Raw genomic sequence first — 14,347 nt, forward strand, 5'->3', positions numbered from 1 at the left:
TGTACTAAACTAATGAATAAAACAAGTCGTCAATAATTTTTTTTGACTTAAAATTAACAAAATTCAGACCTATCTTCTTGAACGTCTTGGTCTTGAAATTTTAGAGTTGTTAGATTTTGAATCGCCTTCTGAACGTCTTCTTGATTTTCCAGATCTTTCTCCATTTGAGGCTTTGAAATCGCCTGAACGTCTTGGACGAGAGTCTTTATTACCACCGCGTCTATCACTTCTTGGTCCTCCAGAACGTTTTCCGCCACGTTTGCCACCGCCACCACGGTTTTCAGAAACTTCAACATTTACAAAGCGACCTTCGTGTTTAAAGTCGGTGAAGTGCGCTAACACTTTTTCCCTAAGTTCGTTTTCCGTATTAAAGAAAGAGAAACTGTCTTTAGTTTCTACTTTAAAGATATCATCACGACCTAAGTCTAATTGTTCTTTTAAGAAGTCTTTAAGTTTCATCCAATCGAAACCATCTTTACCTCCAACATTGATAAAGTAACGCGTAGAATCGTTTTTACCACCTTTAAACTCACGACCGCTATCTTGAGAACCTTCTGAAATATTAAGGTCTTTTGCTTTCTGGTAATAGTTAAAGAAACGAGTAAACTCAACAGAGAATACTTTTTTAATTAATTCTTCTTTGGTTGTATCTTCAAACAATTCATTAATACTGGTTAAATATTTGTCAATCTCGTGATTGATTTCAGTATTGTGAATTTTATTAGCTAGCGACATTAACTGCACTTCGCAAATTTCCATACCGTTCGGAATGTCTTTTTTGTCGAATTGCTTTTTAATGATACGCTCGATACTCTTTATTTTTCGAACTTCACTTTTTGAAACGATAACCATAGACACCCCCGTTTTACCAGCACGTCCGGTACGACCAGAACGGTGGGTATAGGTTTCAACCTCGTCAGGTAACTGGTAGTTGATTACGTGAGTTACATCGTCAACATCAATACCACGAGCGGCTACATCGGTAGCTACAAGCATTTGAATCTGGTTTTTACGGAACGCGTTCATTACCAAATCACGTTGGTTCTGACTTAAATCGCCGTGTAAAGCACCAGCGTTGTAACCATCTTCAATAAGTTGTTCGGCAACTTTTTGAGTGTCTCGTTTTGTACGACAGAATATTACTGAAAAAATATCAGGGTTTGCATCCGCTAAGCGCTTTAAAGCCTGGTAACGGTCTCTGGCATTCACTAAATAATACTCATGAGAAACGTTGTTAGAACTTTCATTTTTATTACCCACTGTAATTTCCTGTGGATTATGCATAAAGTTTTTTGCAATTGCAGCTACTTCTTTAGGCATGGTTGCAGAAAATAACCAGGTGCTTTTATCTGCAGGTGTATGCGATAGAATATCAGTAATATCTTCTTTAAAGCCCATGTTTAACATCTCATCGGCTTCATCTAAAACAGAATATTCAATTTTAGTAATATCTACCATGTTACGGCTAATCATATCTTTCATACGACCAGGCGTAGCCACAAGAATTTGTGCACCACGTTTTACTTCTCTGGCTTGATCGGTAATACTAGCACCACCGTAAATAGCAGCAACATTTAAGCCTTTACAGTATTTACCGTAAGCTTTTAATTCGTTTGCAATTTGTAAACAAAGTTCACGCGTAGGCGACAAGATTAACCCTTGTGTAGTACGGCTATTTAAATCTATTTTTTGAAGCATTGGGAAACCAAAAGCAGCCGTTTTTCCGGTACCGGTTTGCGCTAAAGCCACTAAATCGCTTTCAGATTCTAATAATAAAGGGATTGCTTTTTCTTGAACTTCACTAGGTTTTTCAAAACCTAAATCTGTAATAGCTTGTAATAGGTCATTGTTAAGACCTAAATCATGGAATGTGCTCATTCTTTTATGTAAGTATTCGATTATGTTATGTAGTGCTACATAAGAAGTGAATCGACATACTTAAACCTAAACTTCCAGTAACACATCCTCACTCTGAGGAATAAACCCTTTCGGGATTTCAAGCGGCAAAGATAGACTTTTTATTTTAACAACAACTGACGTGACGTGTCTAATGGTATTAATTATTCGTTAAATGTTAGTCGTTTGCTTTGTTTTTAAGGTGTTTATGAAATTTCTTTATGAATTAAAGTAAGTATTTTGTTAAGAATGGGGTTTCTATTGTCTGTATTCCAAACTGCTGAAAGGGTAGTGCGCTGAGGAATGTTATCTAATTCAATAAATTTAATAGTTGAAATAGAATGATTTTGAAGTGATTTTGGAACAATAGAAATACCGAAGTTATTTTCAACCAGTTTATAGATAGAATCGGCGTGAATGGTATTGTGGGATACTAAAGGCGAAAAACCGCTGTGATGAAAAATGTCCATCACATTTTCATAGTAAGAAGAACTGTATTCCGGATCGAAAAGAATAAAAGGCTCATCTTTTAATTGCGATAAACTTTCAAAGTTATTCATATCAATAGGGTGTTCTTTTGGTAACACCAAACAAAACGGTTCCTTTAAAACAGGAGTGGCCATTAACCCTTTTGGAATACGTTCCAAGCGTACAAAACCAATATCAATGTCCTGAGAAATTAAACCTTCAATCTGTTTGTTATTATCCATTTCCTTTAAACTAAACAGAATATTAGGATGCGATTTGGTGAATTTCAATAATAAATCGGGAATAATATGTTGCATCGCCGAACCGACATAACCAAAATTCAACTGACCATCTTTACCTTCTTCCAATAATTTAGCATGATGCAAAATGGCGTCTAAACTCTTTAAGTTTTTGGAGAGTTCCTCTTTTAAGTAGATGCCTGCCGGAGTTAGTTTCACCTGTCGGTTGTGTCTATCAAAAAGTTTTACTTCTAACACATCTTCCATTTCTTTGATTTGTCGGCTTAATCCCGGTTGTGAAATAAATAGCTTTTCAGCCGCCTTTCTAAAGTGTAAAGTTTCTGCAACGGCGAGGAAATATTTAAGATGTCTGAATTCTATTTGATAACTCATGGTTATTATTGGTTTATAATAATGGTATTATTAGGTATCAAATTTATTGATAATTTTGTAGAAATAAATAAAATTCAACTTAATAACATAAATATGTTTGTATACGGCGTAGATAAACTAACGGTAGATAAGGTTCTTGATATAGCTTCAGGAAAGATGAAGGGAGTGTTAACCGATTATGCGATAGCAAAAGTTAACGAATGTAGAGCGAAGGTAGAAGTTATGGCCAATTCCAGTAAGGCTGTATATGGTATAAATACGGGATTCGGACCATTATGTGATGTGAAAATTTCGCCAGAAGAAACCAGTTTACTTCAAAAGAATTTATTGATTACGCATGCCGTTGGTGTGGGTAACCCAATTGATAAAGAACTTTCTAAAATCATGCTAATATGTAAAGCACATGCTTTAAGTAGGGGTTTTTCGGGGATTCGTCTGGAAGTTATTGAACGAATCATTTATTTTATAGAAAATGATTTATTGCCAGTTGTGCCTGAACAAGGTTCGGTAGGGGCTTCTGGTGATTTAGCGCCTTTATCACATTTATTTTTACCATTATTCGGTGAAGGTGAATTCTGGATGGGAAATGACATTGTTCCTGCAAAAGAGGTTTTAAAAGCTCATAATTTGGAACCTATCGAACTGGCAGCTAAAGAAGGTTTAGCCCTAATTAACGGAACGCAATTTATTCTGTCGCATGCCATTAAAGGACTGAAAAAAATGGAGTATCTGTTAGATTTAGCAGATGTTGCCGGAGCCATGAGTTTAGAAGGTTATCAGGGAAGCGAATCGCCTTTTAAAGAATTATTACATAGTATTCGTCCGTTTCAAGGGAATTTAGAAGTAGCAAAGCGTATGCGCATGTTGTTTGAAAATTCAAATAATATCAAGTCGCATGAAAACTGTGAGCGCGTTCAGGATCCATATTCTATGCGTTGTATTCCTCAGGTGCACGGAGCTTCAAGAAATGCGTATTATCACTTGAGTGAATTGGCTGAAATTGAAATGAATTCGGTAACAGATAACCCGATTGTGTTGAGTGAAACCGAAGCCATTTCAGGTGGAAACTTTCATGGGCAACCCTTAGCGATGGCATTAGATTATGCATCAATTGCAGCATCAGAATTAGGGAATATAGCCGATAGAAGATGTTATTTACTATTGGAAGGTAAGTTTGGTTTACCAAGATTATTAACCGCAAGTGGTGGGTTAAATAGTGGTTTTATGATTCCTCAATACACCACAGCGGCCTTAGTTACCGAAAATAAATCGCTGTGTTTTCCTCCATCTGCCGATAGTGTTCCAACCTCTTTAGGTCAGGAAGATCATGTGTCGATGGGAAGTATTTCAGGGCGTAAGTTCAATCAAATTTTAGGAAATATTGAAAAGATTTTAGCCATCGAGTTAATGTATGCGGCACAGGCTATGGAGTTTAGACGTCCAAATACGTTTTCAGTAATATTAGAGAAAAATTTCGCGATTATTAGAAGTAAAGTAGCGAAGTTAGAAGAAGATCGCATTCTTAAAGACGACATTAATGCATTAATTCAGTTAGTTAAAAATCAGGCATTCATTGTAAAATAATCCAACTATGACATTTCAAGAACTCATATTACAGGGAATTCCAAGTGAATTACCACCTAAATATAATTATCCGAAAGATGCCAATAGAGCACCAAAGCGAAAAGATATTTTAAGCAAAGATGAAAAGCAACTGGCGATTCGAAATGCGTTGCGTTATTTTCCAAAAGCATGGCATGAAGAATTAGCACCAGAATTTGCTCAGGAGTTGAATGACTTCGGAAGAATTTATATGTACCGTTTCAAACCTGCCTACAAAATGTATGCGAGGGGTATTGAAGAATATCCTGCAAAAACGGTTCAAGCCGCAGCCATTATGTTGATGATTCAGAATAATCTCGATCCAGCTGTGGCGCAACACCCTGAAGAGTTAATCACTTACGGAGGTAACGGAGCCGTATTTCAAAATTGGGCGCAGTATTTGTTAACCATGCAGTATTTAGCAACGATGACGGAGGAACAAACACTTCACATGTATTCTGGTCACCCCATGGGATTATTCCCGTCTTCTAAAAATGCGCCTCGTGTGATTGTAACCAACGGTATGATGATCCCTAATTATTCAAAACCGGACGATTGGGAGAAATTTAATGCGTTGGGTGTTACGCAATACGGACAAATGACTGCAGGTTCATTCATGTATATTGGTCCGCAAGGCATCGTTCACGGAACAACCATTACCGTGATGAATGCCTTTAGAAAGAAATTACCAAAAGGAGATGCACCGGCCGGTAAAATATTTTTAACTGCAGGATTAGGAGGAATGAGTGGGGCCCAACCGAAAGCGGGAAACATTGCAGGATGTATTACCATTGCGGCTGAAGTAAATGAAAAAGCAGCGACTAAGCGTCATGCGCAAGGTTGGGTTGATGTATTAGTTGATAATTTAGATGATTTAGTGGCTCGTGTAAAAACCGCTCAGGAAGCAAAAGAAGTGGTTTCTATTGCCTTTATTGGAAATGTAGTGGATGTTTGGGAGCGTTTTTATGAAGAAGATATTTTCATTCATGTAGGCTCCGATCAAACGTCTTTACATATTCCATGGACAGGAGGTTATTATCCTGTAGGGTTATCGTATGAAGAATCCAACCGATTAATTCGTGAGGAACCGGACGTATTTAAAGAAAAAGTACAGGCGTCACTACGTCGTCATGCCGATGCCATTAATAAGCATTCAGAAAGAGGGACGTATTTCTTCGACTACGGAAATGCTTTTTTATTAGAAGCCTCTCGTGCAGGAGCAGATGTGATGGCCGATAATAATATCGATTTTAAATATCCGTCGTATGTTCAGGATATTTTAGGACCTATGTGTTTCGATTATGGTTTCGGACCATTTCGTTGGGTGTGTACTTCAGGAAAACCGGAAGATTTAGATAAAACAGATGAAATCGCCATGAATGTGCTTCAGGAGATTATGAAAAATTCACCTGAGGAAATTCAACTGCAAATGCAGGATAATATTACGTGGATTAAAGATGCGAAGAAAAATAAAATGGTAGTTGGCTCGCAGGCACGTATTTTATATGCCGATGCCGAAGGGCGCGCTAAAATAGCAGAAGCTTTTAATAACGCAGTTGCGGCAGGACAAATTGGTCCTGTGGTTTTAGGTCGCGATCACCATGATGTGAGCGGAACGGATTCTCCATATCGAGAAACATCTAATATCTATGATGGAAGTAAATTTACAGCCGATATGGCAATTCATAACGTTATTGGTGATAGCTTTAGAGGCGCTACCTGGGTGTCTATCCACAATGGTGGTGGTGTAGGCTGGGGAGAAGTGATGAACGGCGGATTTGGAATGGTATTAGACGGTTCAGCAGAAGCAGATGCGAAATTGAAAAACATGTTGTTTTTTGATGTGAATAACGGTATTGCCAGAAGAAGCTGGGCGAGAAACGATGAGGCTTTATTCGCTATAAAGCGTGAAATGGAGCGTACACCAAATTTAACGGTGACTATTCCTAATTTAGTAGAAGACGATTTACTGAAAAACTTATTTTAATGCGTACATTATTTAAAAATATAAAAGAATTAATTCAGGTAAGAGAAGCAGGTTTAGATTTCGTGTCTGGTGAAGCTATGAACGACTTACCAACCATTAAAGATGCTTATCTTTTAGTTGAAGACGGCCTTATTAAAGATTTTGGTTCAATGACCGAATGTCCGAATGTTGAAGCAGATAAAGTAGTTGATGCCACCGGAAAAATGATATTGCCAACCTGGTGCGATTCGCATACGCATTTGGTGTATGCCGGAAACCGCGAAAGTGAATTTGTCGATAAGATAAAAGGCTTATCGTATCATGAAATTGCTGCTAAAGGTGGTGGTATATTAAATTCGGCAAAGAAATTACAGGAAACTTCTGAAGACGATTTGTACGAGCAAACCAAAGTCCGTTTAGATGAAATTATCGCTTTAGGTACGGGTGCTGTTGAAATTAAATCGGGCTACGGATTAACCGAAGCTTCCGAATTAAAAATGCTTCGTGTGATTAAGCGTTTAAAGGAAAATTACAAGCTACCTATAAAAGCTACGTTTTTAGGCGCGCATGCCGTTCCAACGGAATATAAAGATGATAAAGCTGGCTATTTAAATATGTTAGTTGAAAAACTGATGCCTAAAATTGCAGAAGAAGGTTTGGCAGAATTTGTTGATATCTTTTGTGAAGAAGGTTATTTTTCAGTTGCAGATACCGAGTTCATTATGGAAGCGGGAAAGAAGCATGGTTTAATTTCAAAAATTCATGTCAATCAGTTTACCTCAATTGGAGGGGTTCAGGCAGGCGTAAAACATGAGGCACTTTCGGTAGATCATTTAGAAGAAATGAAAGATGAAGATATTGAAGCGTTGAAAGGTTCGAAAACCATGCCGGTAGCTCTACCGGGTTGTTCGTTCTTCTTAAGTATTCCGTATACACCAGGGCGAAAAATGATTGATGCAGGACTACCTTTGGCTTTAGCAACCGATTATAATCCGGGGTCTTCACCTTCAGGAAACATGAATTTTGCTGTATCGGCAGCTTGCATAAAAATGAAGCTAACACCAGAAGAAGCTATAAACGCTGCAACTATTAATGGGGCTTATGCTATGGGACTTCAGGGTACTGTTGGAAGTATTACTGTAGGTAAAGAAGCTAATTTAATTTTGACGAAACCAATAAATTCTTATAACTTTATCCCATATTCATTTGGTGCAAATCAAATCGAATCGGTTTATATAAAAGGTCACTCTATTGTATAAACGTTTAACTACCAAACTAAACTAAATAAGGCGTGTGAATAACACGCCTTTATTTTTATCGTTAATTGATATTTTGAATATTTTTAGTTGACCTTTTCATAAGTCTACTTCTTTAAATTCTGAATGCGTTGTAAAAGGGTAGGGTGTGAATAGTGCATAAACACATACGCCGGATGCGGGGTTAAATTGCTTAAACTGTTTTTTGATAACTTTTTTAACGATGTAATTAAAGGTTCTCCTTTATAAGTTGTTTTGGCATAATCATCGGCTTGGTATTCAAACTTTCGTGAAAACACATTCATAATTAATCCTGTAATTTCAGAAATGGGCGAGTATAGCATCCCGAAGGCAATTAGTCCAATATGAAAACTCGGAATGTTGACGCCTAAAGCATTTGATAGTAACGGATTTGAAATGAAAATCGATAACACATAAAGCATAACTCCGGTAAGCAAAACTGAAGATACTAAATTGAAAATAATGTGTTTCTTTTTATAGTGTCCTACTTCATGAGCTAATACCGCAACAATTTCTTCATCATCCAAATCATTAATCAAGGTGTCATAAAGGGTTACACGTTTTTCACTTCCAAACCCTGAAAAATAGGCGTTGGCTTTGGTGCTGCGTTTTGAGCCGTCAATAACAAAAATCTTATCGAGTTTAAATCCTACCGTATTGGCATAAGCTGAAATTTTGTCGCGTAAATCGCCTGCTTCTAATGGCGTTTGTTTGTTAAATAGTGGCACGATAAGTTTAGAATAAAACATATTCATAAATACGGTAAAAACAGTAACCAATCCCCAGGCATATAACCAGAATTGTTCTCCTGTAGACTGATAAAACCAAATGATTAAAGCTAGAATTCCTCCGCCAACAATAGCCATCATCAACCAGCCTTTTATTTTATCAAGCATAAAGGTTTTTAGTGTTGTTTTGTTAAATCCGAATTGTTCTTCAACCACAAAGGTGCTGTAATATGAAAATGGCGTGGTTAATATATCGCTTCCAATCATAATAATGCCGAAGAAAATTAACGCCACAATAATAGGATTTTCACTGTAGGTTCTGGCTATATTATCAACAAATTCAAAACCATCTAACAATAGAAACCCTAAGGTTAAAACAATAGAAAATGTTGAGGTTATAATTCCAAATTTATATTTAGTGGTTTTATAGTTTTGTGATTTTTTGTATTCAGTTTCATCGTAAACATCTTGTAAATCTTCCGGTAAAGCATCATTAAAATGTTTAGCATTAAGTGCGTCTAAAATTTTGTCAACGATAAAGTTGATAACAATTATGGCTATAATAATATAAAATAGAGTAGTCGAGGTCATGGTTTTTATTTGAAATTTCTTTGGCGTTTAGCTTCAAAAATCAGGATGCCCGCAGCAACCGAAACGTTCATAGAATCGATTTCACCTTGCATTGGAATAATGATGTTTTGCGTAGAATGTTGTAGCCATGTATCACTTAATCCGGTAGCTTCTGTTCCAACAACAATAGCGGTTGGTTTGGTGAAATCCTGAGTGTGATAATCAACTGAGGCTTGTAACGCAGCGCAGTAAATATTAATGTTGTTAGAACGCAAAAATGAAATGATATCTTCGGTCGTTCCTGTCGCTATCTGGTTAGTAAATACACAACCCACGCTCGAACGAATAATGTTCGGGTTGTATAAATCGGTTTTAGGATTAGCAATAATAACAGCATCGGCGTTGGCGGCATCGGCAGTTCTTAAGAGCGCCCCAATATTTCCTGGTTTTTCCGGAGCTTCGGCAACTAAAATTAAAGGTGTTTTGGTATTGAATTTTAGAGTTTCAAAGTTGTGAATTTTACTTTTTGCAACCGCTAATACGCCTTCGGTAGTATCACGATAGGCTAATTTTTCATAGACCTCTTTCGAGATTTCAATAAGATTGGTTTCAGAATTAAGCACTTCATTAAGTCGATCTTCAGAAATTAAATCGGGGTAAAACAAAACGGTATCAAGTTGATAATTGCCTTTTATTGCTAATGAAAGTTCACGAACCCCTTCAATTAAAAATAAACCGGATTTTCTACGTTCCCGCGATTTATCTTTAAGTTGAACCAGTTGTTTTATATACGAATTCTGTATGCTTGTTATTTGCTTGCTCATAATTGGAAGCAAAAATACATATTTAAAAGACTTGAATTAAATAAAAAAGCGAGCCTTTTAGCTCGCTTTTTTATTATTGGTTTTTCAGTTTTTTAGAATACCGCTTCCAAAGTTCGGTTTGGTGGGTTTCTAAACTAATTTGCCTACCATCAATAAAAGCATGCGAAATGTTGTTGGTTTTCATATCTAAAGCATCTCCTTCCGAAATAAATAAAGTAGCACTTTTTCCTTTTTCTAATGAGCCATAATCGGTATCAATACCTAAAACCTTAGCAGCATTCAGCGTAATTAATTGCAAAGCTTGTTCTTTCGACAGTCCATAGGTGACAGTTGTACCCGCATAAAATGGTAAATTTCTAGAACTCATACGTTCCATGTCTCCACTACTATCTAAACAAACTGTTACGCCTTGATTAACCAGTAAACGGGCAGTTTTATATGGTAAGTTATAGTCATTGTCATCGCTATCAGGAAGGGAGTGTACACGATTTAAAACCACAGGAATGTTATTTTCTTTTAAAATATCAGCTGTTTTATAAGCTTCTTTAGCGCCCACTATAACAACATTGTTAAGTTGAAATGTTTTTATGAAGTTGACAGCATCAATAATCCCTTTTTCTTCATTTACATGAATGAATAATTTTTGTGTCCCTCTAAAAATGTTTTCAAGAGCAGCAAAAGGAAGGTTAACAGGTTGTTTGTCTCCATTACTGTAAGCTATGGCATTTTTAAAATAGGTCTCGATTTCTTTTATCTGTGCATCGTATTTTTCATTAGCCGAAATTTCCGTACGCGTATTTGAAAAGAAGGCATGAGAACTTGAAAAATTACTCGGCCAGTTTAGGTGAATGGCATCATCAACTTTAATCGCTGCATCCTCCCAGTTCCAGGCGTCAAATTGAACTATTGAGGATGTGCCGGATATCCGTCCGCCTTGTGGTGTAATTTGTCCGATTAGCACACCATTGGGTCTTAAGGTTTCAATAACTTTAGATTCGGCATTATAGGCAATTAAACTTCTTATGTGTGGATTCCAGGCCCCCATTTCTTTTTCGTCATCAGAGGCTTTAACGGCATCGATTTCAACTAATCCCATGGTGGAGTTTGGTAAGATAAAGCCCGGATAAACGTGTTTTCCACCAGCATTTATAACATCGACGTTGGTTAAATTCAGCTTCACGACATCGCTGTCAACAATGTTAACTATTTTTCCTTCACTTAAAATAATGGTGCTATTATTAATTGTATTACCATTTCCAATATGAGCAGTAGCTCCTATGATGGCAATGTCTTTGGTTTGTTTAGAAGCAGGTGTTTGCTGTGCCAATACAGTCATGGAGCAAACAAAAGCTATATAGGTTAAGAATGTTTTCATCTTTATATTTTTAAATCTCATTTTCAACAGAATCGCAGTGTAAATGTTTATGTTCTTTCTTTTTAACTGGTTGCGTTTTAGCACCTTTGTTTTTAGATTGAAGCATCATATTGATTAACTGACTTTTCTCTTTTTTGATAGCTTCACGCATGGCTTTATCACGTTCAATATCGAAGTAAGTAACACCTTCTATGATGGTTTTTTCAGCTTTAGCATAAATACTTAATGGATTATGAGACCATAAAACGACATCGGCATCTTTTCCAACTTTAATACTACCAACTCGATCGTCGAGATGTAATAGTTTGGCCGGGTTTAACGTGACAAATTTCCAGGCTTCTTCTTCACTAACACCACCGTACTTTATAGTTTTTGCAGCCTCCTGATTGAGTCGACGAGACATTTCGGCATCATCACTGTTAATAGCTACGGTTACCCCGGCATTATGCATAATACTGGCATTGTATGGAATGGCATCGTTAACCTCGAATTTATAGGCCCACCAATCACTAAAGGTTGAACCGCCAACACCATGTTCTACCATTTTATCGGCTACCTTATAACCTTCTAAGATGTGGGTGAATGTATTGATGTTGAAATCGAATTTTTCAGCGACTTTCATAAGCATATTAATTTCACTTTGCACATAAGAGTGGCAGGATATAAAACGCTCTTTATTTAGAATTTCAGCTAAAACTTCCAGTTCTAAATCGGTTTTAAAAGGTTTACCGCTTTTCTTTAAAGCATCATATGCTTTTGCTCGGGTAAAATAATCGATATAAACCTGCTCAACCCCCATACGTGTTTGAGGAAACCTGCCGTTACCCCAGTTGGATTGTTTTACGTTTTCACCAAGGGCGAATTTTATGAATTTAGGCGTGTTGTCGTAAACTAGGTTATCTGCCGATTCTCCCCATTTTAATTTGATGATGGCGGAACGCCCTCCAATAGGGTTTGCCGAACCATGCAGTATTTGAATGGAAGTTACTCCGCCTGCAAGGTTTCGGTAAATGTTAACATCGGTTTCATTAATAACATCTTCGATGGTAACTTCGGCAGATGAGTTTTGTCCGGCTTCATTAATTGCTGAAGCGGCAATATGAGAGTGCTCGTCTATAATTCCTGCCGTTAAATGCTTACCTGTGGCATCGATAATGGTTGCTTTACCATTCGATAAATTTTTACCGATTTTCGAGATTTTACCGTCTTTTATCAGTACATCGGTATGTTCTAAAATGCCATCTTTCTCGTTAGTCCAAACCGTTCCATTTTTAAATAATAAGGTTTCGGCTTTTGGCATTTCGGAAAAACCATATGCTTTGTTTGGGTAGGTTACAGGAAAAAGGGGAGCAGTGTCTTCTGTTTTTGTTTCAGCTTTTGATTCGTCAGCTTCTTTTTCTGTCGCAGTAGCTGTAAAAGGAAATTCGCTGCCGTTGGGTAAAATATATTTTCCTTTAAGCATGCGGTCTTTTTCAGCTAGAGCAGCAATTCTAATAAATTCCTGTTTTAAAGAATCTTTTGAAGCAATTGCAATTTGAACCCAATCGTCTTTATAAGTTAACTTCGCTTTCAGTTTTTGATCATCTTGTTTAATTTCAATTTTAGGTTTACTAAGTTCACCTGAAATAGCCATAGTATATTCGTTATTAGCTAAAGTTACCTTGTAATCGCCCTTGATATCTTTTTTATTAATGTCTTCGAATGCTGTTTTATTACCTTGTACCCAGTTTTCATAGATGGTAGTTTTCTTATCGAAAATATCACCTGAAGTCACAATAAAATTTGCCAGATGCCCTTCTTCAAGCAACCCAATGATTTGTTCTTTTCCTAAAATTTGAGCCGGAATTGTTGTTAATGCTTCTAAGGCTTTTTCTTTTGGAAGTCCGGCTTCTATGGCTTTTAATAGGTTTGATTTAAATTCTTTTAGAGATTTCGTACTATGTGTAGTGAAGGCAAAAGTGATACCGTTATCAGCAAGTATTTTTGGGTTTGAAGGTCTTTGATTCCATGATCGCATATCACCTAAAGTTAATGCCGACGATAAAAACGGATCTTCTACATCGTAAGTGTCAGGGAAGTTTAAAGGTAAAATAAGTTTAGCTTCAGAAGCTTTAATATCTGCAACACGCTCGTATTCATCACCGCCACCTAACATAACGTATTGTACGCCATAAGCATCTCCAACTTTATCGGCACGCATAATGTTAGCCCGACTTCCGGCATCGAAAAATTGAACCAGATTTTTATTCTCGTTAAAGGCTTCTAAGGACAAATCTTTAGTGTCTATATGCCCACTGCTATACCATTCGGCATCAATAAATACCTGTCGTAATAATGCCATACTACCCATAAGAGAATTAGGGTAGGCCTGTTTAGAGGTTTTACTGCGTTGAAAAGAGGAGTATTGTCCGGAATTTGCATCCAATATTCTGTATTGGTTACCTTGATTATTATTTAGGGTAATTAAAACACTGGTACCTCTAATAATGCCATCGGGAATATGAGTATTTACAATACCAAATCCAGCTTTTAACAGTTCGGTTGCTTCTTTAGCATTATAACTGAATTGATCTACGGCATGTTGGTCTGGAAGAATATGGTCATTCCAATAATACCCGCTTCGTGAAGCATCATATTGATTAGATCTGCGACTAGAACTCACTGAAGTTGGGGCTGCTATTCCGAAAGAAGAGAAGATATCAATAAAAGAAGGATAAATACTTTTGCCTTCTACATCGATAATGACAGCATTTTTGGGAATGCTTATCGAATTACCTGACGCAACCACTTTTCCGTCTTGAATAAGTAGAGTCCCGTTTTCAATAATTTTTTTTGGGGTAACAAATAGTTTGGCATTTGTTAAGGCGGTGTAATTTTTATTGATAGTATGTACACCGTCATTTTTTGGAAAATAATCCTGAGCAAATAGGCTTGTTGATAATAGTATAGCCATACTTGCTAAATAATTTTTCAGCATATGATAGAGGTTAGTTAAGTGTTAAATGTATG

The 14,347-nt window shown here is 36.8% G+C and carries 9 protein-coding genes; 3 read left to right on the plus strand and 6 right to left on the minus strand.

Going from position 1 to position 14,347, the window contains the following annotated elements; all coding sequences use genetic code 11:
* Positions 1-69: 69 nt before the first annotated feature.
* Together ICJ85_RS10130 and ICJ85_RS10135 are read right to left on the minus strand one after the other, a co-directional pair.
* A complete protein-coding gene (locus ICJ85_RS10130; protein WP_188223678.1) occupies positions 70-1,878 on the minus strand; it encodes a DEAD/DEAH box helicase in 1,809 nt (602 codons plus the stop codon).
* A 224-nt stretch (positions 1,879-2,102) separates the two neighbouring features.
* Positions 2,103-2,996, minus strand: a complete 894-nt coding sequence (locus ICJ85_RS10135; protein WP_188223679.1) for a LysR family transcriptional regulator — start codon at positions 2,994-2,996, stop codon at positions 2,103-2,105.
* Between the two features lie 93 nt (positions 2,997-3,089).
* Here ICJ85_RS10135 and hutH point away from each other — a divergent pair, with 93 nt between their 5' ends.
* From hutH to hutI, 3 genes are read left to right on the plus strand one after another with little or no spacing between them, the layout of a single operon-like run.
* Complete coding sequence (gene hutH / locus ICJ85_RS10140) at positions 3,090-4,580, plus strand: histidine ammonia-lyase (RefSeq protein ID WP_188223680.1); 1,491 nt, start codon at positions 3,090-3,092, stop codon at positions 4,578-4,580.
* A gap of 7 nt (positions 4,581-4,587) precedes the next feature.
* Positions 4,588-6,585 (plus strand): urocanate hydratase, encoded by a 1,998-nt coding sequence (locus ICJ85_RS10145; RefSeq protein WP_188223681.1) that lies wholly within the window; start codon positions 4,588-4,590, stop codon positions 6,583-6,585.
* The gene (gene hutI, locus ICJ85_RS10150) at positions 6,585-7,823 is read left to right on the plus strand and encodes an imidazolonepropionase (RefSeq protein WP_188223682.1); all 1,239 of its coding nucleotides are present in this window, start codon (positions 6,585-6,587) and stop codon (positions 7,821-7,823) included. The genes ICJ85_RS10145 and hutI overlap by 1 nt, the downstream gene beginning before the upstream one ends.
* 104 nt (positions 7,824-7,927) lie before the next feature.
* Here the strand turns inward: hutI and ICJ85_RS10155 are convergent, their stop codons facing one another.
* The 4 genes from ICJ85_RS10155 to ICJ85_RS10170 all read right to left on the minus strand — a co-directional run bounded on the left by ICJ85_RS10155 (position 7,928) and on the right by ICJ85_RS10170 (position 14,315).
* Positions 7,928-9,160 (minus strand): M48 family metallopeptidase, encoded by a 1,233-nt coding sequence (locus ICJ85_RS10155; protein WP_188223683.1) that lies wholly within the window; start codon positions 9,158-9,160, stop codon positions 7,928-7,930.
* A 5-nt stretch (positions 9,161-9,165) separates the two neighbouring features.
* Positions 9,166-9,963 (minus strand): TrmH family RNA methyltransferase, encoded by a 798-nt coding sequence (locus ICJ85_RS10160; protein ID WP_188223684.1) that lies wholly within the window; start codon positions 9,961-9,963, stop codon positions 9,166-9,168.
* 73 nt (positions 9,964-10,036) lie between these two features.
* Positions 10,037-11,338 carry an amidohydrolase family protein gene (locus tag ICJ85_RS10165; protein ID WP_188223685.1) on the minus strand — a complete coding sequence of 434 codons (1,302 nt, stop codon included), beginning with the start codon at positions 11,336-11,338 and terminating at the stop codon, positions 10,037-10,039.
* A gap of 10 nt (positions 11,339-11,348) precedes the next feature.
* Positions 11,349-14,315: an amidohydrolase family protein gene (locus ICJ85_RS10170; RefSeq protein ID WP_188223686.1), complete on the minus strand. Its 2,967-nt coding sequence runs from the start codon at positions 14,313-14,315 to the stop codon at positions 11,349-11,351.
* Positions 14,316-14,347 lie beyond the last annotated feature (32 nt).

Source organism: Aestuariibaculum marinum, from assembly GCF_014596975.1.
Lineage (GTDB): Bacteria > Bacteroidota > Bacteroidia > Flavobacteriales > Flavobacteriaceae > Aestuariibaculum > Aestuariibaculum marinum.

What these genes read in the sequence shown, in the direction of transcription:
- ICJ85_RS10130 (WP_188223678.1), bottom strand. Translation starts at nt 1,878, where the DNA reads ATGAGCACATTCCATGATTTAGGTCTTAACAATGACCTATTACAAGCT.
- ICJ85_RS10135 (WP_188223679.1), bottom strand. Translation starts at nt 2,996, where the DNA reads ATGAGTTATCAAATAGAATTCAGACATCTTAAATATTTCCTCGCCGTT.
- hutH (WP_188223680.1), top strand. Translation starts at nt 3,090, where the DNA reads ATGTTTGTATACGGCGTAGATAAACTAACGGTAGATAAGGTTCTTGAT.
- ICJ85_RS10145 (WP_188223681.1), top strand. Translation starts at nt 4,588, where the DNA reads ATGACATTTCAAGAACTCATATTACAGGGAATTCCAAGTGAATTACCA.
- hutI (WP_188223682.1), top strand. Translation starts at nt 6,585, where the DNA reads ATGCGTACATTATTTAAAAATATAAAAGAATTAATTCAGGTAAGAGAA.
- ICJ85_RS10155 (WP_188223683.1), bottom strand. Translation starts at nt 9,160, where the DNA reads ATGACCTCGACTACTCTATTTTATATTATTATAGCCATAATTGTTATC.
- ICJ85_RS10160 (WP_188223684.1), bottom strand. Translation starts at nt 9,963, where the DNA reads ATGAGCAAGCAAATAACAAGCATACAGAATTCGTATATAAAACAACTG.
- ICJ85_RS10165 (WP_188223685.1), bottom strand. Translation starts at nt 11,338, where the DNA reads ATGAAAACATTCTTAACCTATATAGCTTTTGTTTGCTCCATGACTGTA.
- ICJ85_RS10170 (WP_188223686.1), bottom strand. Translation starts at nt 14,315, where the DNA reads ATGCTGAAAAATTATTTAGCAAGTATGGCTATACTATTATCAACAAGC.